Below are 20,558 nucleotides of genomic sequence, written 5' to 3'. Positions count from 1 at the left end.
ACTTCCCCAGCAGGTCAAATGTGATTGCTCTTATTCGTTTTCAAGCTCGATATCGATACCCAAAGAACGAATCTCCTTCACTAATACGTTGAAGGATTCTGGCATGCCTGGCTCCATTCTATGATCGCCATCAACGATGTTTTTATACATCTTAGTACGACCATTAACGTCATCAGACTTAACTGTAAGCATTTCTTGCAATGTATAAGCCGCTCCGTATGCCTCAAGCGCCCATACCTCCATCTCACCGAAACGCTGACCACCAAACTGAGCTTTACCGCCCAATGGCTGCTGCGTAACAAGACTGTAGGAACCTGTTGAACGAGCATGCATTTTGTCGTCAACCAAGTGGTTCAACTTCAGAATATACATATAACCCACTGATACAGGTCGCTGGAATGCTTCGCCAGTACGTCCGTTAAACAAAGTGATTTGACCACTTTCGTTGATCCCCGCAAGACGTAGCATACGCTTAATCTCGATTTCTTTGGCGCCATCAAACGCACCAGAAGCCATCGGAACGCCGCCTTTTAAATTATCAGCAAGATGGAGAATCTCTTCATCAGAGAAAGTATCCAATTCTTCTGAACGAGCGCAACGAGGTACATCTCCTTCATGGCCATTATAAACTTCATCAAGGAAAGCACGAACTTCAGCCACTTTTTCTGCTGTTTCACGCTCTATAGCTAGCATTTCGTTTATCTTACGACCCAAGCCTTTGGATGCTGCACCTAAGTGAATTTCCAAGACTTGACCAACGTTCATTCGGGACGGTACACCAAGTGGGTTAAGTACGATATCAACTGGATCACCGTTCTCATCGTATGGCATATCTTCAACAGGCATAATTTTTGATATTACACCCTTGTTACCATGACGACCGGCCATTTTATCACCCGGCTGGATACGACGCTTAATAGCAACATAAACCTTAACAATCTTAAGAACACCTGGAGCTAAATCATCACCAGACTGAAGCTTACGCTTTTTATCTTCAAACTTAGCGTCCAATTCTTTACGGCGCTCAACCAGTGCCGCTTGTGCTTTTTCAAGCTGCTCACTTGCACTCTCATCAACCACACGAATTTTAAACCAATCCGGATGATCAAGCGTTTCAAGATAGTCTTGACTGATAATTGCATTTTTCGCCAGAGCAGGGCCACCATCAGCAACCTGACCAATTAGCGCTTCAGCTAAACGCTCAAACGTCGCTTGCTCTACAATTCTGAACTCTTCATTCAAGTCTTTACGAACCTGATCTAATTGAGACTTCTCAATAGCCTTAGCTCGCTCATCTTTGTCGATGCCATCGCGCGTAAACACCTGAACATCAATAACGGTACCGCGAGTACCTGTCTTAACTCGTTGAGAAGTATCTTTTACATCAGAGGCCTTTTCACCAAAAATAGCTCGCAAAAGCTTCTCTTCAGGTGTTAACTGAGTTTCACCCTTAGGCGTTACCTTACCGACTAAGATATCGCCAGGCTCAACTTCCGCACCAATATAAACAATACCAGATTGATCAAGCTTAGAAAGCGCACCTTCTCCAACATTAGGAATATCAGCCGTTATTTCTTCAGGCCCAAGTTTAGTATCACGAGCCACACAAGTAAGCTCTTGGATATGAATCGATGTAAAACGATCTTCTTCCACTACTCGTTCTGATACAAGAATCGAGTCTTCGAAGTTAAACCCATTCCAAGGCATAAATGCGATACGCATGTTTTGACCTAACGCCAACTCACCCATATCAACAGAAGGCCCGTCTGCCATAATATCGCCAGAAGCAACAGACTCACCTTTCATAACCAAAGTACGCTGGTTAATACAGGTATTTTGGTTAGAACGAACGTATTTTGTCAGATTGTAAATATCAACACCCGCTTCACCAGCAACTGTTTCTTCGGTATTTACACGCACAACAATACGACTAGCGTCTACAGACTCAATCACACCACCACGACGGGCAACGATACAAACACCAGAGTCTTTGGCTACGTTACGCTCCATACCAGTACCAACTACAGGCTTATCTGCCTTCAACGTTGGAACCGCCTGACGCTGCATGTTTGACCCCATCAAGGCCCTGTTTGCATCATCATGCTCTAGGAACGGAATTAACGATGCCGCAACAGAAACAACTTGTCGTGGAGATACGTCCATCAAGTTTACTTTCTCTTTTGGTAGCAAAGTGGTTTCATGCATGTGACGCACCTGAACCAACTCATCAACCAAACGCCCTTCACTATCCACATTTGCAGATGCTTGGGCAATTACATATTTTGCTTCATCGATAGCCGAAACGTAAACAGTATCATCTGTCATCTTGCCATCAACAATTTTACGGTATGGCGTTTCTAAGAAACCATAACTGTTTGTACGAGCATAAGTCGACAAAGAGTTAATCAAACCGATATTTGGTCCTTCAGGTGTTTCGATTGGACAAACACGACCGTAGTGAGTCGCATGCACATCTCGAACCTCAAAGCCAGCTCGTTCACGAGTCAAACCACCAGGTCCCAACGCTGAAACACGACGCTTGTGCGTAATTTCAGACAATGGATTATTCTGGTCCATGAACTGTGACAATTGACTAGAACCGAAAAATTCTTTAATTGCGGCCGCAACAGGTTTCGCATTTAGCAAATCCTGTGGCATTAAACCATCCGCTTCTGCCATTGAAAGACGCTCTTTTACCGCTCTTTCAACACGAACTAAACCAACGCGGAATTGGTTTTCAGCCATTTCACCAACAGAACGTACGCGACGGTTACCCAGATGATCGATATCATCGACCATGCCATTGCCATTACGAATGTCTAACAAGGTTTTTAACACTGCGATGATGTCGTCATTGTCCAAGATACCCAAACCAGTATCTTCATCACGCCCTAGACGGCGATTAAACTTCATACGACCAACACCAGAAAGATCATAACGATCTTCAGTGAAGAATAACCCTTGGAACAAGCTCTCAGCCGACTCTTTAGTTGGCGGCTCACCTGGACGCATCATTCGGTATATTTCAACCAATGCCTCTAGCTGATTATTAGTAGGGTCAATTCGCAACGTGTCAGAAATAAAGGGGCCGTTATCCAAATCATTGGTAAATAACGTCGCAATTTCTGTAATACCCGCAGAAACCAATACTTCCAACAATTCTACTGATAATTCAGTATTTGCTTCTGCAATTAATTCACCCGTTGCAGGATGAACTAAGTTTTTCGCAGTAACTTTTCCAAGTAAATATTCTAGAGGTACCGTTAAGCGCTCAAGACCCGCTTTCTGAACTAAACGGATATGCTTAGCCGTAATGCGACGCCCTTCCTCTACAATTAATTCACCATTCGCATCAGCAATATTAAATAAGGCTGTTTCACCGCGTAAACGGCTTGCGACCAACTCCATTTCAAAACCATCACGGCTAACATAGAATGAAGTTGTTTCAAAAAATTGCTCTAGTATTTGCTCAGTACTGAACCCTAATGCTCGCAGTAAGATCGTTACCGGAAGCTTACGTCGACGGTCAATACGAACAAAAACACAATCTTTCGGGTCAAACTCGAAGTCCAACCAAGAACCACGATAAGGAATAACGCGAGCAGAATGTAGCAATTTACCAGATGAGTGAGTCTTGCCACGGTCATGGTCGAAGAAAACACCTGGTGAGCGGTGTAATTGAGATACGATTACACGTTCAGTGCCGTTAATTACAAAGGTACCATTTTCTGTCATGAGTGGTATTTCACCCATGTAGACTTCTTGCTCGCGAATGTCTTTGATTGCCTTATTTGACGACTCTTTATCATAAATAATAAGTCGAACACGGACACGTAAAGGTGCTGCGTAAGTAACACCACGCAATTGACACTCTTTAACATCAAATACTGGTTTGCCTAAACGATAATCGACATATTCAAGAGCCGCATTACCGGAAAAACTAACCATTGGAAAGACAGATTTAAAGGCCCCATGCAGACCTAATTCCCCTCTTTCTGCAAGATCTTTACCTTCTTGCAAAAAATTACGATAGGATTCAAGCTGAATTGCCAGCAAGTATGGCACATCCAAAACGGGCGGCAGTTTACCGAAATCCTTACGGATACGTTTTCTCTCAGTGTATGAGTAAGCCATCAGCATTCCCCAGATTGTGCACATTGACGCAAAAGGCCCAAATCAGGCCTTACCAAATATGGAAGCATAATCTTCCATTTGTAAATTCTTTTGTATGTTTATTTAGGCTTTAGAAACCCAAAAAGGCCGGTGACAATATGTCACCAGCCATTTCGACTATTGGTCGAAATCTGGAAATACAAGTATCATTACTTGATTTCGACAGATGCACCAGCTTCTTCAAGAGCAGCTTTAAGTGCGTCAGCATCTTCTTTAGAAACGCCTTCTTTAATAGCACCTGGAGCGCTATCAACCAAACCTTTCGCTTCTTTCAGACCTAAGCCTGTAGCAGCACGAACAGCTTTAATTACGTTTACTTTCTTATCGCCAGCAGCAGTAAGAATAACGTCAAATTCAGTCTGTTCTTCAGCAGCAGCGCCAGCATCAGCTGCAGGGCCTGCCGCTACAGCAGCCGCTGCAGATACGCCAAATTTTTCTTCCATTGCTGAAATTAATTCAACAACATCCATTACAGACATTTCTGCTACTGCATTGATGATATCTTCTTTAGATAGAGCCATGACTCAGATTCCTAGCATTTTAACAATATTGCCCTTGGGCAATGTAACAAATAAATTCAAGATAGAAGCGTTTAAATTTACGCTGCTTCTTGCTCTTTTAGATCGCGAACTGCTGCAAGAGTACGGACAAACTTACTAGTTGCACCTTGAATAACACTCATCAAGCGTGAAATAGCTTCGTCGTACGTAGGCAGAGTAGCCAAACGATCAATGTCGCCAGCAGCCATCAACTCACCGTTGAAGGCTAATGCTTTAACTTCAAACGCTTCATTGTCTTTCGCAAATTTCTTTAACAAACGAGCCGCCGCACCTGGGTGTTCATTTGAGAAAGCAATAAGAGTAGGACCAACAAAACTGTCTTTTAAACATTCGAAATCAGTACCGTCAACCGCGCGGCGAGCCAATGTATTACGTACTACACGTACATAAACACCAGCTTCACGTGCTTCTTTGCGTAGAGCTGTCATGTTTCCAACGGTAACACCGCGGGAATCAGCAACAACAGCAGACAACGCAACTTTAGCAGCTTCGCTAACTTCGGCGACAATGGCTTTTTTGTCTTCTAGACCTAATGCCACTGGTTTTCTCCTGGATTAACAGGGATTTCTCCCCTAATTTACCAACCCTCCGAAAAAAATTCGAAGTACTCACTGGTGAGTTGGATCCAGTTAATCTGAATCGGGCCACACCATCTGCGCAGGATAAGCATTTAACAATGCCTTATTAAACTCGAAAGTTCCTACGGTCTTTGACGACCTGAATTACTCTCTTAAAAGAATAACTCAGCCCCCAAAGTTTGATTTAGAAAGTTAACGTTCCTAAATCAATTTGTATACCTGGACCCATTGTTGAGGACAAGGTTACTTTTTTCATATAAACACCTTTAGATGAAGCAGGTTTAGCACGACGCAAGTCAGCTAATAACGCCTCAACGTTACCCTTAACGGCATCAGCAGTGAAGTCAATAGAACCAACCCCAGCATGAATGATACCATTTTTATCAGTACGGTAACGAGCTTGACCTGCTTTAGCATTTTTAACTGCTGTAGCCACATCAGGTGTTACAGTACCAACTTTTGGGTTAGGCATAAGACCACGAGGGCCTAAAATTTGACCTAACTGACCAACAATACGCATAGCATCTGGAGAGGCGATAACCACATCAAAATCCAAATTGCCTGCTTTAACTTGTTCCGCTAAATCATCAAAACCAACAACATCCGCACCAGCCGCCGTAGCCGCTTCAGCATTAGCACCTTGTGCAAACACAGCAACACGAACATCTTTACCAGTACCATTTGGCAAAACAGTAGAACCACGAACAACCTGATCAGATTTACGAGGATCAACACCCAAGTTCACAGATACATCGATTGATTCTTTAAACTTAACAGTAGAAAGTTCAGCTAGAAGCGCAACCGCATCTTCCATTGAATACTGCTTAGTAGACTCTACTTTTTCTGCGATCAAACGAGCGCGTTTAGTTAACTTAGCCATTAGTTCACACCCTCAACATCAAGACCCATAGCGCGCGCACTACCAGCAATAGTACGAACAGCAGCATCCATATCAGAAGCCGTCAAATCAGCCGCTTTAGCAGTAGCAATTTCTTCAAGCTGAGCTCGAGTGACTGTACCCACTTTTTGAGTATTAGGACGTGGTGAACCACTCTTAAGGCCTGCCGCTTTCTTAAGCAAAACAGCCGCTGGAGTAGACTTAGTTTCAAACGTAAAACTACGGTCACTGTATACTGTAATAATTACAGGAGTCGGAAGACCCGCTTCAACGCCTTGAGTTTTCGCGTTAAAAGCTTTACAAAATTCCATAATATTAACACCATGCTGACCCAATGCTGGACCAACTGGTGGACTTGGGTTCGCTTGACCCGCTTTAACTTGTAGCTTGATATAAGCTTGGACTTTCTTAGCCATTTTCTAACTCCAATTGGGTCTCTGCCTTACGGCTACCCGTTAATACAATCAGGCCTTTTCAACCTGACTAAATTCCAAATCAACTGGCGTAGAGCGCCCAAAAATAAGCACAGCCACTTTGATTCGGCTTTTATCGTAATCCACTTCCTCAACAACACCGTTAAAGTCAGCAAATGGCCCTTCGTTAACACGAACAACCTCACCCACTTCAAACAGAGTCTTAGGACGAGGATTATCAACTCGATCACTTACTCTTTGCAATATAGCATCAGCTTCTCTCTCCGTAATAGGAGAAGGCTTATCAGCGGTACCACCAATAAAACCAAGAACACGTCCGGTACCTTTCACCAAATGCCAAGAGTCGTCATTCATATCCATCTGCACCAACACATAGCCAGGATAGAATTTACGTTCACTTTTACGCTTTTTACCATCTCGCATTTCAACCACTTCTTCGGTTGGAACCAAGATGTCACCAAAATGCTCTTGCATACCCATTATTTCTACACGCTCAGCTAAAGAACGCATTACGTGCTTTTCATAACCTGAGTAAGCATGCACAACATACCAACGCTTCGCCACGGGCAACTCCTAACCTATTACTGTAGAAACAACCCATCCCAAAAAGGAATCGATACCCCACAGCACAAGTGACATAAAAATAACAACGGCCAGAACAATCAAAGTCGTTTGAATTGTTTCTTGGCGTGTTGGCCAAACAACACGACGAATTTCTGTTTTAGCCTCACGGACCATTACAGAAAACGCCTTACCTTTAACCGTGCTCAGCGCAACAAAACCAGCCACACCCGCTAACGCCAATATAGCAATTAACCTGTAAAGCAAAGATTCTTCAGAAAAGTAGTTATTACCAACAACACCTACCATTACCAATAGCAGTACAAAAAACCACTTAAATACATCTCCACGAGATTCTGGAGCTTCAGCATTTGAACTCATACTTAAGATATTCCTAGCTAAATATACAGGTACGAAATTGGCAGGCCAGGAGGGATTCGAACCCCCGACATTCGGTTTTGGAGACCGACGCTCTACCAGCTGAACTACTGGCCTACATTCGTATGGGCGAAGGATAATACTCGCTTACTTAACGTAAATCAAGATTAACTACCCAGAAAGACAACAAATATTTGATAAATACTGCGTTTTGCAAAATAAGAGCATGGAGCTCATGAGCAGATTTGAACTGCCGACCTCACCCTTACCAAGGGTGTGCTCTACCAACTGAGCTACATGAGCAATTGGAGCGGGTAGCGGGAATCGAACCCGCCTCTTCAGCTTGGAAGGCTGAGGTAATAGCCACTATACCATACCCGCATTAATTGGTGGAGGGAGGTGGATTCGAACCACCGAAACTTTCGTGGCAGATTTACAGTCTGCTCCCTTTGGCCACTCGGGAACCCCTCCACTACTGCACAACTTTTTTTGCAGCACCCCAAAAGGTGGATGCCATTATAGGAGGAGAAAAATCAAATGCAATAGCTAACAAGGGTTTTTTTCTAAATTTATCATCATCTTGCTTAATTTCATCCAATTCTCAAGCTCACTCAACTGAACCCTGGTTATTTTATCAACAATTTGTATTTTTAATATACTAACAACACGATTGTGCTCAAATGTTTCAACAGAATAATCCACCAAAGACTCAATTCGCCTCTCTTCTTCTTGTGCGGCTTTTTCAATTGAATACAGGCCTAGAGAAATGCGATTTTTCATCTCTCCTCGTGTAATTCTAAAACTGTCGATTCCTTTTTGCTTTAATTCAGACATAATATCAGCGGCTTCAGAGCGTGTATTGGGCGCATTTATGTAGAGCCAATATTTAAGACTGTTGCTTTTGTATTCATCATCACGATAACGCCAACCAAACTGCCCCAATTTAGCAATCAGTTTTACCCTATCTTGATCTTTCTCAACCTCGATAATTGGGCAATAAGCCAAAGCCCCCTCTTGCCCTCTTGCCAAGACCGCATTCTCTACAATAGCCTCTAGTTTGCGCTCTAAATCGTCTTTAACTTCAGTACCAACAACGTCTTTAGTCTCGCTTTCGTTAATTCCTTCTAAAGTCGGGTCCGTTTCTTCTAATGTCACAATTTTTTGACTAACTGGCGGCGCATACACAGACTTTACAACAACACTCGATTGGCCAGCCTCTAATTGATGCCAAGCAAAAAAACCCATATTCCCAAATATTAATAAAAAGAAAAGCCATTTCATCGTATTATCACCCTCGCATCACCGAGAAGTTTTGCCCCTTTAACAACAAGATCAGAATCAAACAAGCCATCAATCATTAGCTGGTTCATTAAGTACTCACCATTTCCACCAGTAAATACATACTTAGACTCTGAATAGCGCTTTAGAACACGCTCTATGAAACCTAATATCATTTCATTGCACCCCATCCTAACCGCTTGCCCCGTATTTTTTGGCAACCCAGTCACATCATCCATGTCTTTTTCTGAAAAGCGAATGCGCCCAGTATTTTCCACCAAAGACGCCTCCATCATTTTGCTACTAGGAGTAATATATCCTCCCAAGTGCTTACCCTCACCGTTAACAACATCAATTTTAATAGCGGTTCCTGCATCCACAATGACCACGGCCGAGTTAAACTGATGGTATACACTCAGCACCCCCAACCAACGATCAATTCCTAAGCGATAAGGTTCATCATAAGCATTTTCTACATTGCATTCTCTTTTTTGGACATCAAGAGTCACACAGACAACGTTGGGGTATTTTTTGTTTATAGTATTTAACAACTCAGTATTGGAAACATCATCCCTTACGCTGGCAAAATAAATGCAATCAATATCGAAAGGCTGACCTTCAATATCATTGTCACAACCTCTCCATACAATACTTTCCTTACAAAAAACCACCCATTTTATGACCGTATTGCCTGCATCTACCACCAAGACATATCGATCTATTGGGTTTTTACTGCTTACGAACACTGACTTCGCCCCCATAAACATGGCGAACAGACTGTCCATCATCAAAAATAAGAGCACCTGTTTCTGTAATCCCCTTAACCACTCCAATCTCTTGTTTTGCTACCGATTGAAGCATCACTTCTGAGCCGATTAAAATGTCATACTTAAGCCATTCATCCATTACATCAGACAGACCATTCCCTTGATCGAAAGATCGACAAATCGCGGCAAGCTCATTTGACAGCATACCAATCACGTCATTTCTGCTAGGGATTATATTTAGTTGAGAGAACAAATCAGTCCAAGGTTGAGTCACACTAGACATTTCTTGAGACGCCATTTTCACATTCAGGCCAATACCAATAATCACCTTACAGACATCACTGTCTGTCACCATTTCCAACAAAATCCCACAAATTTTTTGTCCGCTAATATGTATATCATTGGGCCATTTCAATCCAATATTAGCCACTCCTAAGCGATCTAGCACCCTTGCTACAGCCACCCCCACAGCAAGACTTAACCCTTCAATTGCGCCCGTACCAGATTCAAAACACCACCCAAATGACAACATAATGTTTTGTGCGACGCCTCCTTCCCATTGACGACCTCTTCGACCCTTACCTTGATTTTGTTTTTCTGTCACAACCAACATGGGCAGATGACAACCTTGCTCTATCTGCTTTTTTAACTCAGTGTTAGTCGAATTTGTTTCAAAACACACTTTCACAGAGACATTAGATGCCAGTATTTTTTTACGAATCTCTTCCCCGTTCAGCAATTCAAGAGGAAAAGGAAGACGATACCCCTTCCCTTTAACTGAATGAACAACAACGCCAAATGACTGCAATTTTTTAAGCTTTTTCCAAACAGCCGCTCTCGTCACACCAAGCGATTGGCCCAGCTCTTCTCCAGAATGAAACTGGCTATCACTTAATAACAACAATAAGTCTCGCACAACCAACTCCTGCTATACATAATTGTCTTAACAGCACAGTGCCATTAAGAGTTAGATTGTATAAATTGAACGACATCTTCTACCAAAGAATCAAAATAAGGGTTCCAGGTAATACGAGCACCATAAGTACTCTTTGAGTTCAACAGTTCGCCCTTCTCTCCAAACCAAATATTCGGCTCTGACTTACACCTTTTGTAATCCCCTTTATCCTTATCAAAATCACAAATTCGATAATCGCCCTTTATACCATAATGCTTATCATCGGGACTTCCATGGATAGACATATGAGATAACCCAGTGATTTTCTGTTCCGGTAAATAGACTTTTTGGACACTTATCCTAGTTTGAGTTTGATTTTCCATATCACTCGAATAAATCAACATTTGGCTTTTTTTATGAATCAAAGAGTTTGAAAAAATCTCTTGCGTGACCGCACTATCTACTGTGGCATCTTGATCTGGGAGTGCAATGAATACAGGGACATCAGAAAGCGGCGTTGTGTCTAAACGATTTCGCAATTCTTTCGCTGTTTTATACGCTTGAGCGATTGCAGGGACTGGAATGGACGCATACTTAGCATAGTCATCCGTTTCTTCATGATCTAACCAAGTAATTATTGGAGACAAGATAGGTGACAACCAATCAATTGAGCTATTGATCTTTAACAAAGGTGAGAAAAGAACAGCCCCTTGAGTAATATCAGGATGAGATAACGCAAAATCCAACGCCAAAGCCCCGCCGGTAGAAAAGCCGCCAACAAAAAAAGAATCGACTTCAGCCTTTAACGTTAATGCACTTCTGTTAAACACCTGCCGCCATTCTTCACGAGTAACATCAATCAAATCTTCTGCACCTGTACCATGACCAGGTAGCAGAACCACTCTGACATGAATACAGCTTTCACTTAACAAACGCGCTATAGAACGCATTCCATATGGTGAGTCTGATAACCCATGCGACAATAAAAGCCCCGTTGAAGCGCCTTTGCAATCCGCTGAGGGCAGAAATTCGAACGGCATCACCGCCTGAATCTCTTGTTGCTTATTTTGGGGATCAAGGATCTTTTTATTCTGCTGTAAAAAAGATTCTACCCTTATGACATAATCAGAAAACGTTTCCTTTTCTTGTGGAATAACACCAATACCAGCGTGTGATAAAGGAATAAAAAGACATGAAAACGAGACACAAAGGACACTTATAATCTGTTTTAATTTCAACACAGTGTTATTTCCACCTGTTTATACATTGATACCCCATCGTACCAAATACAACCCATTCTCGCTTATATTATTCAATAATTATCACTGTGAGAGAGTGAATCCAATGTTAATATGTAAACAAATCAATTTTGGATACATATTCATGACCATAAAATCTGAAAATCGAGCCCGAAAATTATCACAAGATATTATTGCCGCAGGAAAATGGATCAGCGAAAGACACTGGGTACCCGCTACCGGTGGCAATTTTTCTGCACGTCTCAATACAGCAGAGTGCCTTGTCACCGCATCAGGAAAACATAAAGGCCATTTAGAAGAAAAGGATCTATTAACGATAAAATGGTCTGGTAATGAGCTCGATTGCAAAGGAAAACCTTCGGCGGAAACACGCCTGCATACACAAATTTATGATCTTGATAGCACGGCACAGGCGGTATTTCATACTCATTCTATTCATACAACTGTTTTTAGTCGCTTAATCGATGCGCCAGTCTATCGCTTTAATGGGTATGAAATGCAAAAATCCATTAAAGGTAATACAACTCATGAATCGGATTTACTCTTGCCAATTATAAACAACAGCCAGGACATGCAAGCATTAGCCGCGGTCGTACAACAGCGCTGGGAAGCCTCTCCAATGCCATTTGCTTTTTTAGTTAAAGGCCATGGCATGTACGCTTGGGGAAACACCATAGACGAGGCGAAACGCCATTTAGAAGGCTGGGAATTCTTAATTGAGTGCGAATTAAAACGCATCCAATTACGGCCTTTGCTTCCAGACAATATAAAACAAGGAAACCTACGATGATCAAAGCGATTCTCACCGACATAGAAGGTACAACCAGCAAAATTAGTTTTGTTCACGAAGTGTTGTTTCCTTATGCTCGTCAACATTTGTCCACCTTCATTTACGAACACCAGCAAGACCCAATGGTTACAGAACAACTTGAGGCCGTAAAAGCACATATAGGTCACGCCAATGCCAGTCTTTCTACGCTAATTGATACGCTGGAGCACTGGATAGAGACGGATCAAAAAATCACACCACTAAAAGCATTACAGGGAATGATATGGAAGCATGGCTATGAATCAAAAGAATTTACAGGGCACGTTTACCCAGATACCTTCGAGCAATTGACCCAATGGAATAAAAATGGGATTGCGCTTTATGTTTATAGTTCTGGCTCTGTTGCCGCACAAAAGCTCATTTTCGGTTATTCTGACTTTGGCGACATGACCCCCTTATTTAACGATTACTTTGATACTAAGGTCGGCTTAAAACAAGACCCAAAATCCTATAAAAACATATCTGAATCAACCCCTTATGCAGCAAATGAAATACTCTTTTTGTCGGATGTCGTGGCCGAACTCGATGCGGCCGAAGAAGCCGGAATGCAGACCTATCAGTTAATACGAGAGTCTCAACAAAAAAGTCGACACCCAAACGCCAATTCATTTGAACGAATTGTTTTCCAATGATAGGCCATTGATTTCTATTTAGAGGAAAGTAAAGAACATGAGTACCTTATCAAAATACCATCAAGATCATCCTGAAATTTGCCAACTACACACAACGAACACGAATGAAATAACAGCCCTTTTATCTGTGCTGGACGTTACTTTTGAGCGCTGGCAAGCCAGCTTCCCTATCGATTCATCGACATCTAATGAGCAAATTTTGGAAGCTTATGCAAAAGACATTCAAGCATTTAAGGAGGCAGGAGGATATCAGACGGTTGATGTTGTCAGCATGCACGCACATCATCCAGATAAAGTCGCCTTTAGAGAGAAGTTTTTAAGCGAACACATTCATACAGAAGATGAAATTCGCTTTTTTGTAAATGGTAAAGGGCTCTTTTGCCTACACATTGGCGAATACATTTATCAAATTTTGTGTGAGAAAGAAGATCTAATCAGTGTACCTGCAAATACGCCTCACTGGTTTGATATGGGGTCTGAACCTGAGTTCACCGCGATTAGACTGTTTAACAACCAAGAGGGTTGGGTTGCGCACTTTACGGGGAGTCCCATTGCCAACCAATTCCCTTTACTCGATTAAAATGAAAGACCACGCCTCCCCACTTAGTGATTGAGACCTTAAGCGGGGAGGTCAATTAAAAGTCGTCAAAACGCACTAAGTTTACCTTGGTTAATGTCTTCGAGTCGGTAAATTCCCGTATCTAGCACCCAAGCAGAAACCAAACTAGCCGGGGTAACATCAAAGGCGGGGTTGTATACCGATGCTTCTTCAGGAGCCCAGATACAGTCACCAAACCCACCTCTGACCCCTTTAATTTCTGCAGAGTCGCGCTCTTCTATTGGTATGTTATCGCCATTTAGGCACGCTAAATCGACTGTTGTATGTGGTGCCACAACATAAAAAGGCACCTTATGATACTTCGCTAACACAGCGAGATTGTAAGTACCAATTTTATTAGCAAAATCACCATTGGCTGCAATTCGGTCAGCACCAACAAAAATACTGTCGACCTCACCCCTTGCCATTAGCATCGCGGCCATCGAATCACAAATAAGTTGATAAGGTATCCCTAGCTCGCCCATTTCCCACGCAGTTAAACGGCCACCCTGCAAGAGAGGACGAGTTTCATCAACCCAAACTTTTATTTTTTTACCAGACTCGTGCGCTTTACGAATTACGCCAATGGCCGTACCCACACCAACCGTTGCCAAACCACCCGTATTACAATGAGTTAAGATACGGCTATTTGGCGCAACTAGGCTGTTTCCAAACTCTGACAACTTATCACACAACTCAATGTCTTCGGCAAACAAACGCTCTGCTTCATTTACCACAGATATTGGATATTCGATTGCCGCCGCGTTTAAAAGACTGTCTATATTATTCATCAGGTTAACCGCCGTAGGACGAGCCGCCCGCAACCGTTGAGCATCGGCTAAGAACTGCTCTTTTGATACGCCTTGTTCGGCTCGTATAGCCAATAACAAACAGGCGGCAATACCAATGGCTGGTGCACCTCGTATTTGTAGTTTTTGTATCATTAGCACCATTGAGTCAATGGAATCACAGACGAGCCATTTCGTTTGGTTTGGTAATAATGTTTGATCCAGTATTGATAATTGATTGTTATCAACAAAAATACTAAGGGCATGTAAATCGTTCATGCAGAAAACTCTCAAATAAGGTTACAATATCGGAAATTATGCTAGTCCTACCGACCCATTACAACCAATAGAGGCTTTATGACAGCTTATAAAACGTTTTCCGAAACAGACGTCATCCAATATGTTCAAGAACTGGGTTACTTTAAAAAGAGTCAAGACTTACATTGCGTTGAGATGGGCGATGGTAACTTAAATTTAGTTTTTCGTGTTAGCGATGCAAAAAACAACAGTTTAATTGTTAAGCAAGCATTACCCTATGCACGTTGTGTGGGTGAAAGCTGGCCTCTTACTTTAGATAGAGCCCGTATTGAAGCCGAAGTGCTACTAGAGCATTTTAAAATAAGTCCAGAATACACAGTGAATATCATTCATTATGATGCCGCATTAGCCACCATAGTAATGCAAGACCTTAACGCCTTTGAGATTATGCGAGGAGAGCTTGTTGCTGGTAAGCGTTTTCCTCATGTAGGCAGACAGCTCGGGCGTCATTTAGCCCAAACCTTGTTCTATACCAGTGATTTCTATTTATCTGCAAAAGAGAAAAAAAGGCAAGTGGCTCGTTTTATCAACCCAGATCTGTGTCAAATCACCGAAGACCTGTTTTTTACAGATCCTTATAGGGAAAACGAACGCAATAATATATTTCAACCAACGGAAACTCTGTCTCTTGAGCTTCGCACAGACGATAACTTACTCGCTGAAGTGGCCGAACTTAAAGCCAAATTTTTAAATAACACTCAAGCGTTACTCCATGGCGACATGCACAGTGGCAGCCTTTTTGTCGACGATAAAACCATGAAAGTCATAGATGCTGAGTTTGGTTTTTATGGTCCAATGGGATTTGATGTCGGTTCCCCGATTGGAAACTATTTACTCAACTATTGCGGCAGCGCAGCAAAGTGGGATGGCAAACAAAAAGCAAATCACCTGAGTATATTAAAAGACATCACGCGTGATACATGGACCGTTTTCGCTAAAGAAATGACTGAATTAATGGACGATAAAACTCAAGATTTAGCCTTGCAAAGTCCCACTTATCAGGCACGTTTTCTACGTTCCGTCTTTTTGGATACCATTGGTTATGCTGGTTGTGAGCTGATTCGCAGAACCGTTGGCTTGGCCCATGTAAGTGACCTAGAAAGCATTCAAGAAACCAATGCTAGAGCGGTTGCTGAAGCAAACGCCATTGCACTGGGTAAAGCCTTGATCAATAAACGCCATAGTTTTGTTTCTATAGAAGACGTTCTTCTAGAAGCTGAGGCCATTGTGGGCGCCTAATCATCAACCGTAATGGCTTAGTATGTCTGAACAATCCCTATACACCGTTGAGCAATCTTCTCGATTGCTCTTTCCTCTTGCAAAAAACTTCTATCAATCTTATTACCCCTCAGGCAAACCCAATAAAGCGGACCCAATATGGCTGTTAAAAGGCCCTGAAATAATATGCGCTTATCGATTAAAATTGTTCGATGATTACCAACTTCTAACAGCCATGGTTACCAAGCCCTCTTATCGAGAGCAGGGTCTGGCAAGTTACTTACTTAATCATACTAAAGAAGCACTTCAAGCCAAGCAAACCTATTGCTTTGCCTTTGAACATCTAGAGCACTTTTATAAAAAAAATGGCTTTTGCACAGTAAACATTCAAGATTTACCAAACCATCTAGAAGAACGCTTTGTCCGTTACACGTTATCTGGAAAAAAATTGGTACCCATGCGTTTTAGGTTTTAATAGCACTTATTGCTGACTTAATATCCACTTAATCAACTTAATTACATCAATTGCTTGGTGTTTATATTGACTCTTTTTTAGAACCTCTTCTACTCTAAACGCATCATTATTTGTTTACTTAAAGGATTCAGTTTTGTCCATTCAGTTACCTGAAAATACTAAAATGTTAGCGTCTTCTTTTACTTACGGCGTAGCCACTGCCGCCTTTCAGATTGAAGGCGCTAACACAGAAGACGGTCGCTTGGAGTCCATTTGGGATCGTTTCTGCAATCAACCTAATGCGGTGAAAAATAATGACGATGGCCGCATCGCCTGCGACCATTATCATCTTTGGGAAGACGACATCAAACTAATCCAATCCCTAGGTGTCGATGCTTATAGGCTTTCTATAGCCTGGCCTCGAGTGATCCAATTAGACGGTCAACTTAATCCTTTAGGAGTGCGTTTTTACCAAGAGATCCTGAAAGCATTAAAACAGGCCAACATTAAAACCTTCGTCACTCTCTACCATTGGGATTTGCCTCAGCATTTAGAAGATCAAGGAGGTTGGCTAAATCGCGATACCTGTTATAAGTTTCGCGATTATGCGAACTTAATATCACAGGCGTTAAACCAATACGTGGATTCTTGGGCCACATTTAACGAACCCTTTTGCGCGGCAATTTTAGGTTATGAACTTGGTATTCATGCACCAGGGTTATCCGATCCTAAATACGGTCGACAGGCCGCTCATCACATACTGCTTGCCCACGGTTTAGCGTTACCCGTACTTCGAAAAAATGCCCCAAGTGCACAGGTAGGCATTGTACTAAATATGAATCGCTCCTATGCGGCAAGTGAATCATCGGAAGATCAATTTGCTGGATTAATGAGAGAGACGCTCGATAATCAGTTCTTTATTGAACCTTTAATGAAAGGCCAATATCCGAATATATTGCAAGTAGTCGCACCGCACTATCTTCCTGCGATGGTGCTTGAAGGTGATATGGACATTATTTCACAACCTATTGATTTTCTTGGTTTGAACTATTACACCTGCAACCACAACGCATTTGATGCAGAACACTTCTTCTTGAATGTCAAAAATAGCAATGAAGTTGAATACACTGACATAGGTTGGGAGGTCGCACCTCATGCTTTTAAAGAGTTATTAATAAATCTGCACCAACAATATGAGCTCCCACCGATCATTATTACCGAAAATGGCGCCGCCTGTGTGGATACCTTAATAAACGGTGAAGTGAATGACGAACAACGCGTTCGCTACTTAAATGCTCATTTAAATGCGATTCATAATGCCATAGAAGCAGGCGTAAACATTCAAGGTTACTTCGCTTGGAGCCTTATGGATAACTTTGAATGGGCAGAGGGGTACAGCAAGCGTTTCGGATTAGTACATGTTGATTACCAGACTCAAAAAAGAACCATCAAGCGCAGTGGTAAGGCTTATCAGGCCTTTCTAAAAGCTAGGAACGAATGCCTCTTTAAAACGGTTTTAGAGGCACAAAAAACCATAAAAACGATCTGATTTTATCTAAATAACATTAAGAAATGTGTTTGAAATTAGTGTGTTTCTGCACATTTCATCTTTTAAAAACTCAATCTAGCACCAATAAAACATGAACGAAGTAACAATGTGGGAAGCGGAGTGCAAAGGCTATTTTTACTAAGCATCCTAGGCAATAATAAATTCATCGAAACGTAACAGAGATTCACTTTCTACATAAGTGTGAATTGAAATACAGAATAGTTGGAGATTTATTATGAACACATTTTCAAGAACAACTTTGGCACTATTAACATCATCCGCTTTTGCAGCAGCGGCTTTTGCAGAAACCACCTCATCGAATGACTCTGCTTACGAGACTTACCGTAGCAATCTATCCAGTGTTGAAGCCTTATCAAATACGTTGGACAAAGAAGGCATTCAGTATAATGCTGAAGTTAATTTAGACGGAGCGAACACCTTCGCTAAAAAAGCTGAAGTTTACAGTGAAAAACACGATGAATTGCAGACAATATTTAACGCATCTCATTTTGAGAATTGATCGCCCAATATTCAAATCAGTGGTATTTTTCAATTTTTTCGCCAGATCATCGGCAATGATCTGGCTTCCTCATGTTATAGCGCCAAAGAAACCAAAACGAAATCAAAAAAAGTAGGGGCAACCGAGCCCTAAGCAAACTTAAACTGATTCACCTGGCGGTTTAATGCTGCGGTCATATCGGCAATCATTTGACTGCTGTCTGACACTTGTTTGGCATCTTCTAATACTTGCTCAGACACACCTTTAATGCCAATAATACTTGTATTAATTTCCTCTGCGACCGATCCCTGCTGTTCTGCGGCAGCGGCTATCTGCATACTACGTGCAGAAACATCATCCACTTGATGCAACATGTTCTTCAAATTATCCGCCGCAAATGCCATTCTATCAGCACCCAGTTCAGCTTGATGGGTACTGGTTTCCATCGAGGACGAGGCTTTTTTTGATTGTTGCTGCAGCTTTTCAATAATAGACCTTATTTCAACGGTTGAACCTTGAGTTCGACTGGCAAGTGAGCGGACTTCATCCGCAACCACGGCGAAGCCTCGACCCTTTTCTCCCGCTCGAGCGGCTTCAATTGCGGCATTAAGAGCCAACAAATTTGTTTGCTCAGAAATATCACCAATAACACCTAAAACAGAATCAATATCGGTTGTTTGGTCTAGCAATTTACCAATAACGTCATTAGCGCCTTCTACATGATGCGTTAAAGTTTGAATATTCTGATTTGTTTCGTCTAGGTCCTGACTGCTTTGTCGAGTAATCGTTTGCACCGATTGCGTCGCATCAGCTGTGTCTTTAGCATGTTGAGCCACCTCTTTTATTGAATAGGACATTTCATTCATCGCCGCCGCTAAAGATTCAACCGATTTAAATTGAGTGTCCATGCCATTCTGTGTGCTGTTTGAGTTACTTTGCATTTGCGTGCAAACTGTTTGCAACTCTCGAATAGCGCTCGACACTTGAGACAGAGTGACATTTAACGAACTTGATACTCTATTAGACGCGTCGGCTAACATGCCTATTTCATCTTTTCGATTTAACGCTATAGACTGTGTCATATCCCCCTGTGCAATACGTTGCAGATGCTCAGTAACGGTTTGCAAAGGCAAAGTAATGTTACGCACAATGATAAAACTCGCAACAAGCGCCACCAGCACCAATAGGCTTTCCACTATGACAGACAGCTCGAATGAAGACCAAAACGCATGGGTTACATCGCTATACAACACGCCACTCCCTATGACCCAGCCCCAAGGTTTATAGCCTTTCACATAAGACACTTTATCTTCTATCGTATCAAGTTGAGGTCCTTTATAGGCGTATTCTACATACCCTTCTCCATATTGGTTTACTTCATCCACCATAAGCCGCCAATGATACAAACCATTCGGATCTGTTGCCATTTTGAGGCTTTTACCCTCTAGCTGCGGTTTGAAGGGGTGCATAAGCAAGGTGACATCCATATCATTCACCCAGAAATACCCACTTTCTCCATAACGCAAATTTGAAAGTGCAGCCAAGGCGCTCTTTTTCGCCTCCTCTTCTCCGATGGTAGGCGCTTGCGAAGCATAGAAGGCGAGGAGTGAGTAAGCATTCTCAACTTGGGATTTTACTTGATGCTTACGAGCCTGCAATAATTCATTGTACATACCAGTGTAAGCTGATCCTTCAAAAACGACTAGAAGCATAACCAGAGTAATAATAAGTGCCCATAACTTATGGCTCACTTTAAAGGCGTTCAGAATCATATTTGCTACTTTCCATAATAAGATGAGTTTGAATTCCACATAAGCGAAATACCTATAAGCCCAAATTATGACGGGTTTACTCTAGAAAAAAGGTGACTCGTATCAAGAAAATGACATTTC

20 protein-coding genes and 4 tRNA genes are annotated in these 20,558 nt (G+C 42.1%); 7 read left to right on the top strand and 17 right to left on the bottom strand.

The features are described 5' to 3' along the window. Positions 1-30: 30 nt before the first annotated feature. From rpoB to IEZ33_RS00930, 15 genes are all read right to left on the bottom strand, one after another. Positions 31-4,134 carry a DNA-directed RNA polymerase subunit beta gene (rpoB, locus tag IEZ33_RS01000; protein WP_191601885.1) on the bottom strand — a complete coding sequence of 1,368 codons (4,104 nt, stop codon included), beginning with the start codon at positions 4,132-4,134 and terminating at the stop codon, positions 31-33. A 188-nt stretch (positions 4,135-4,322) separates the two neighbouring features. After that, entirely contained in the window at positions 4,323-4,694 is a 372-nt protein-coding gene (gene rplL / locus IEZ33_RS00995; protein ID WP_191601884.1) for a 50S ribosomal protein L7/L12, read from the bottom strand. Between the two features lie 77 nt (positions 4,695-4,771). Then, positions 4,772-5,272: a 50S ribosomal protein L10 gene (gene rplJ / locus IEZ33_RS00990; protein WP_191601883.1), complete on the bottom strand. Its 501-nt coding sequence runs from the start codon at positions 5,270-5,272 to the stop codon at positions 4,772-4,774. 223 nt (positions 5,273-5,495) lie between these two features. Then, positions 5,496-6,191: a 50S ribosomal protein L1 gene (rplA, locus tag IEZ33_RS00985; RefSeq protein WP_191601882.1), complete on the bottom strand. Its 696-nt coding sequence runs from the start codon at positions 6,189-6,191 to the stop codon at positions 5,496-5,498. Further along, the gene (gene rplK, locus IEZ33_RS00980) at positions 6,191-6,625 is read right to left on the bottom strand and encodes a 50S ribosomal protein L11 (RefSeq protein ID WP_191601881.1); all 435 of its coding nucleotides are present in this window, start codon (positions 6,623-6,625) and stop codon (positions 6,191-6,193) included. The genes rplA and rplK overlap by 1 nt, the downstream gene beginning before the upstream one ends. 48 nt (positions 6,626-6,673) lie before the next feature. Then, on the bottom strand, positions 6,674-7,207 hold the full coding sequence (gene nusG, locus IEZ33_RS00975; RefSeq protein ID WP_191601880.1) for a transcription termination/antitermination protein NusG: 534 nt from the start codon (positions 7,205-7,207) through the stop codon (positions 6,674-6,676). Positions 7,208-7,216: 9 nt separating this feature from the next. Then, a complete protein-coding gene (gene secE, locus IEZ33_RS00970) occupies positions 7,217-7,585 on the bottom strand; it encodes a preprotein translocase subunit SecE (protein WP_191601879.1) in 369 nt (122 codons plus the stop codon). 38 nt (positions 7,586-7,623) lie between these two features. After that, positions 7,624-7,699: transfer RNA gene (locus IEZ33_RS00965), tRNA-Trp, on the bottom strand. Positions 7,700-7,809: 110 nt separating this feature from the next. Then, positions 7,810-7,885 (bottom strand) — tRNA-Thr (locus IEZ33_RS00960). Between the two features lie 3 nt (positions 7,886-7,888). Further along, positions 7,889-7,963, bottom strand: a tRNA-Gly gene (locus tag IEZ33_RS00955). A gap of 6 nt (positions 7,964-7,969) precedes the next feature. Next, a tRNA-Tyr gene (locus IEZ33_RS00950) sits at positions 7,970-8,053 on the bottom strand. Between the two features lie 75 nt (positions 8,054-8,128). Beyond that, positions 8,129-8,863: an SPOR domain-containing protein gene (locus IEZ33_RS00945; protein ID WP_191601878.1), complete on the bottom strand. Its 735-nt coding sequence runs from the start codon at positions 8,861-8,863 to the stop codon at positions 8,129-8,131. Further along, complete coding sequence (locus tag IEZ33_RS00940) at positions 8,860-9,606, bottom strand: type III pantothenate kinase (protein ID WP_191601877.1); 747 nt, start codon at positions 9,604-9,606, stop codon at positions 8,860-8,862. The genes IEZ33_RS00945 and IEZ33_RS00940 overlap by 4 nt, the downstream gene beginning before the upstream one ends. Continuing rightward, positions 9,590-10,543, bottom strand: coding sequence for a biotin--[acetyl-CoA-carboxylase] ligase (locus IEZ33_RS00935; RefSeq protein ID WP_191601876.1), 954 nt, complete (start codon positions 10,541-10,543; stop codon positions 9,590-9,592). Before IEZ33_RS00935 ends, IEZ33_RS00940 begins: the two co-directional genes overlap by 17 nt. 44 nt (positions 10,544-10,587) lie before the next feature. Next, positions 10,588-11,763 (bottom strand): alpha/beta hydrolase, encoded by a 1,176-nt coding sequence (locus tag IEZ33_RS00930; protein WP_240009599.1) that lies wholly within the window; start codon positions 11,761-11,763, stop codon positions 10,588-10,590. Between the two features lie 142 nt (positions 11,764-11,905). On the opposite strand from IEZ33_RS00930, the gene IEZ33_RS00925 reads away from it, so the two are divergent. The 3 genes from IEZ33_RS00925 to IEZ33_RS00915 are packed head-to-tail and all read left to right on the top strand — an operon-like array spanning position 11,906 to position 13,822. Then, positions 11,906-12,571 carry a methylthioribulose 1-phosphate dehydratase gene (locus tag IEZ33_RS00925; RefSeq protein ID WP_191601875.1) on the top strand — a complete coding sequence of 222 codons (666 nt, stop codon included), beginning with the start codon at positions 11,906-11,908 and terminating at the stop codon, positions 12,569-12,571. Then, positions 12,568-13,242, top strand: coding sequence for an acireductone synthase (mtnC, locus tag IEZ33_RS00920; protein WP_191601874.1), 675 nt, complete (start codon positions 12,568-12,570; stop codon positions 13,240-13,242). Before IEZ33_RS00925 ends, mtnC begins: the two co-directional genes overlap by 4 nt. A gap of 37 nt (positions 13,243-13,279) precedes the next feature. Further along, entirely contained in the window at positions 13,280-13,822 is a 543-nt protein-coding gene (locus tag IEZ33_RS00915) for a 1,2-dihydroxy-3-keto-5-methylthiopentene dioxygenase (protein ID WP_191601873.1), read from the top strand. Positions 13,823-13,887: 65 nt separating this feature from the next. Here IEZ33_RS00915 and mtnA read toward each other — a convergent pair whose 3' ends face one another. Continuing rightward, the gene (mtnA, locus tag IEZ33_RS00910) at positions 13,888-14,907 is read right to left on the bottom strand and encodes an S-methyl-5-thioribose-1-phosphate isomerase (protein ID WP_191601872.1); all 1,020 of its coding nucleotides are present in this window, start codon (positions 14,905-14,907) and stop codon (positions 13,888-13,890) included. A gap of 78 nt (positions 14,908-14,985) precedes the next feature. Here mtnA and mtnK point away from each other — a divergent pair, with 78 nt between their 5' ends. The 4 genes from mtnK to IEZ33_RS00890 all read left to right on the top strand — a co-directional run bounded on the left by mtnK (position 14,986) and on the right by IEZ33_RS00890 (position 18,687). After that, on the top strand, positions 14,986-16,185 hold the full coding sequence (mtnK, locus tag IEZ33_RS00905) for an S-methyl-5-thioribose kinase (protein ID WP_191601871.1): 1,200 nt from the start codon (positions 14,986-14,988) through the stop codon (positions 16,183-16,185). Between the two features lie 22 nt (positions 16,186-16,207). Beyond that, positions 16,208-16,639 (top strand): GNAT family N-acetyltransferase, encoded by a 432-nt coding sequence (locus IEZ33_RS00900; RefSeq protein WP_191601870.1) that lies wholly within the window; start codon positions 16,208-16,210, stop codon positions 16,637-16,639. A gap of 133 nt (positions 16,640-16,772) precedes the next feature. Next, positions 16,773-18,167 carry a GH1 family beta-glucosidase gene (locus tag IEZ33_RS00895; RefSeq protein ID WP_206696889.1) on the top strand — a complete coding sequence of 465 codons (1,395 nt, stop codon included), beginning with the start codon at positions 16,773-16,775 and terminating at the stop codon, positions 18,165-18,167. Between the two features lie 235 nt (positions 18,168-18,402). After that, positions 18,403-18,687: a hypothetical protein gene (locus IEZ33_RS00890; protein WP_191601869.1), complete on the top strand. Its 285-nt coding sequence runs from the start codon at positions 18,403-18,405 to the stop codon at positions 18,685-18,687. Between the two features lie 128 nt (positions 18,688-18,815). Here the strand turns inward: IEZ33_RS00890 and IEZ33_RS00885 are convergent, their stop codons facing one another. Next, positions 18,816-20,438: a methyl-accepting chemotaxis protein gene (locus IEZ33_RS00885; RefSeq protein ID WP_191601868.1), complete on the bottom strand. Its 1,623-nt coding sequence runs from the start codon at positions 20,436-20,438 to the stop codon at positions 18,816-18,818. Positions 20,439-20,558 lie beyond the last annotated feature (120 nt).

The organism is Marinomonas algicola, from assembly GCF_014805825.1.
Taxonomy (GTDB): domain Bacteria; phylum Pseudomonadota; class Gammaproteobacteria; order Pseudomonadales; family Marinomonadaceae; genus Marinomonas; species Marinomonas algicola.
Note: the sequence above shows the minus strand (reverse complement) of the source record. Positions and strands in the feature narration are given on the sequence as shown.

What these genes read in the sequence shown, in the direction of transcription:
- rpoB (WP_191601885.1), bottom strand. Translation starts at nt 4,134, where the DNA reads ATGGCTTACTCATACACTGAGAGAAAACGTATCCGTAAGGATTTCGGT.
- rplL (WP_191601884.1), bottom strand. Translation starts at nt 4,694, where the DNA reads ATGGCTCTATCTAAAGAAGATATCATCAATGCAGTAGCAGAAATGTCT.
- rplA (WP_191601882.1), bottom strand. Translation starts at nt 6,191, where the DNA reads ATGGCTAAGTTAACTAAACGCGCTCGTTTGATCGCAGAAAAAGTAGAG.
- rplK (WP_191601881.1), bottom strand. Translation starts at nt 6,625, where the DNA reads ATGGCTAAGAAAGTCCAAGCTTATATCAAGCTACAAGTTAAAGCGGGT.
- secE (WP_191601879.1), bottom strand. Translation starts at nt 7,585, where the DNA reads ATGAGTTCAAATGCTGAAGCTCCAGAATCTCGTGGAGATGTATTTAAG.
- IEZ33_RS00945 (WP_191601878.1), bottom strand. Translation starts at nt 8,863, where the DNA reads ATGAAATGGCTTTTCTTTTTATTAATATTTGGGAATATGGGTTTTTTT.
- IEZ33_RS00925 (WP_191601875.1), top strand. Translation starts at nt 11,906, where the DNA reads ATGACCATAAAATCTGAAAATCGAGCCCGAAAATTATCACAAGATATT.
- mtnC (WP_191601874.1), top strand. Translation starts at nt 12,568, where the DNA reads ATGATCAAAGCGATTCTCACCGACATAGAAGGTACAACCAGCAAAATT.
- IEZ33_RS00915 (WP_191601873.1), top strand. Translation starts at nt 13,280, where the DNA reads ATGAGTACCTTATCAAAATACCATCAAGATCATCCTGAAATTTGCCAA.
- mtnA (WP_191601872.1), bottom strand. Translation starts at nt 14,907, where the DNA reads ATGAACGATTTACATGCCCTTAGTATTTTTGTTGATAACAATCAATTA.
- mtnK (WP_191601871.1), top strand. Translation starts at nt 14,986, where the DNA reads ATGACAGCTTATAAAACGTTTTCCGAAACAGACGTCATCCAATATGTT.
- IEZ33_RS00900 (WP_191601870.1), top strand. Translation starts at nt 16,208, where the DNA reads ATGTCTGAACAATCCCTATACACCGTTGAGCAATCTTCTCGATTGCTC.
- IEZ33_RS00890 (WP_191601869.1), top strand. Translation starts at nt 18,403, where the DNA reads ATGAACACATTTTCAAGAACAACTTTGGCACTATTAACATCATCCGCT.
- IEZ33_RS00885 (WP_191601868.1), bottom strand. Translation starts at nt 20,438, where the DNA reads ATGATTCTGAACGCCTTTAAAGTGAGCCATAAGTTATGGGCACTTATT.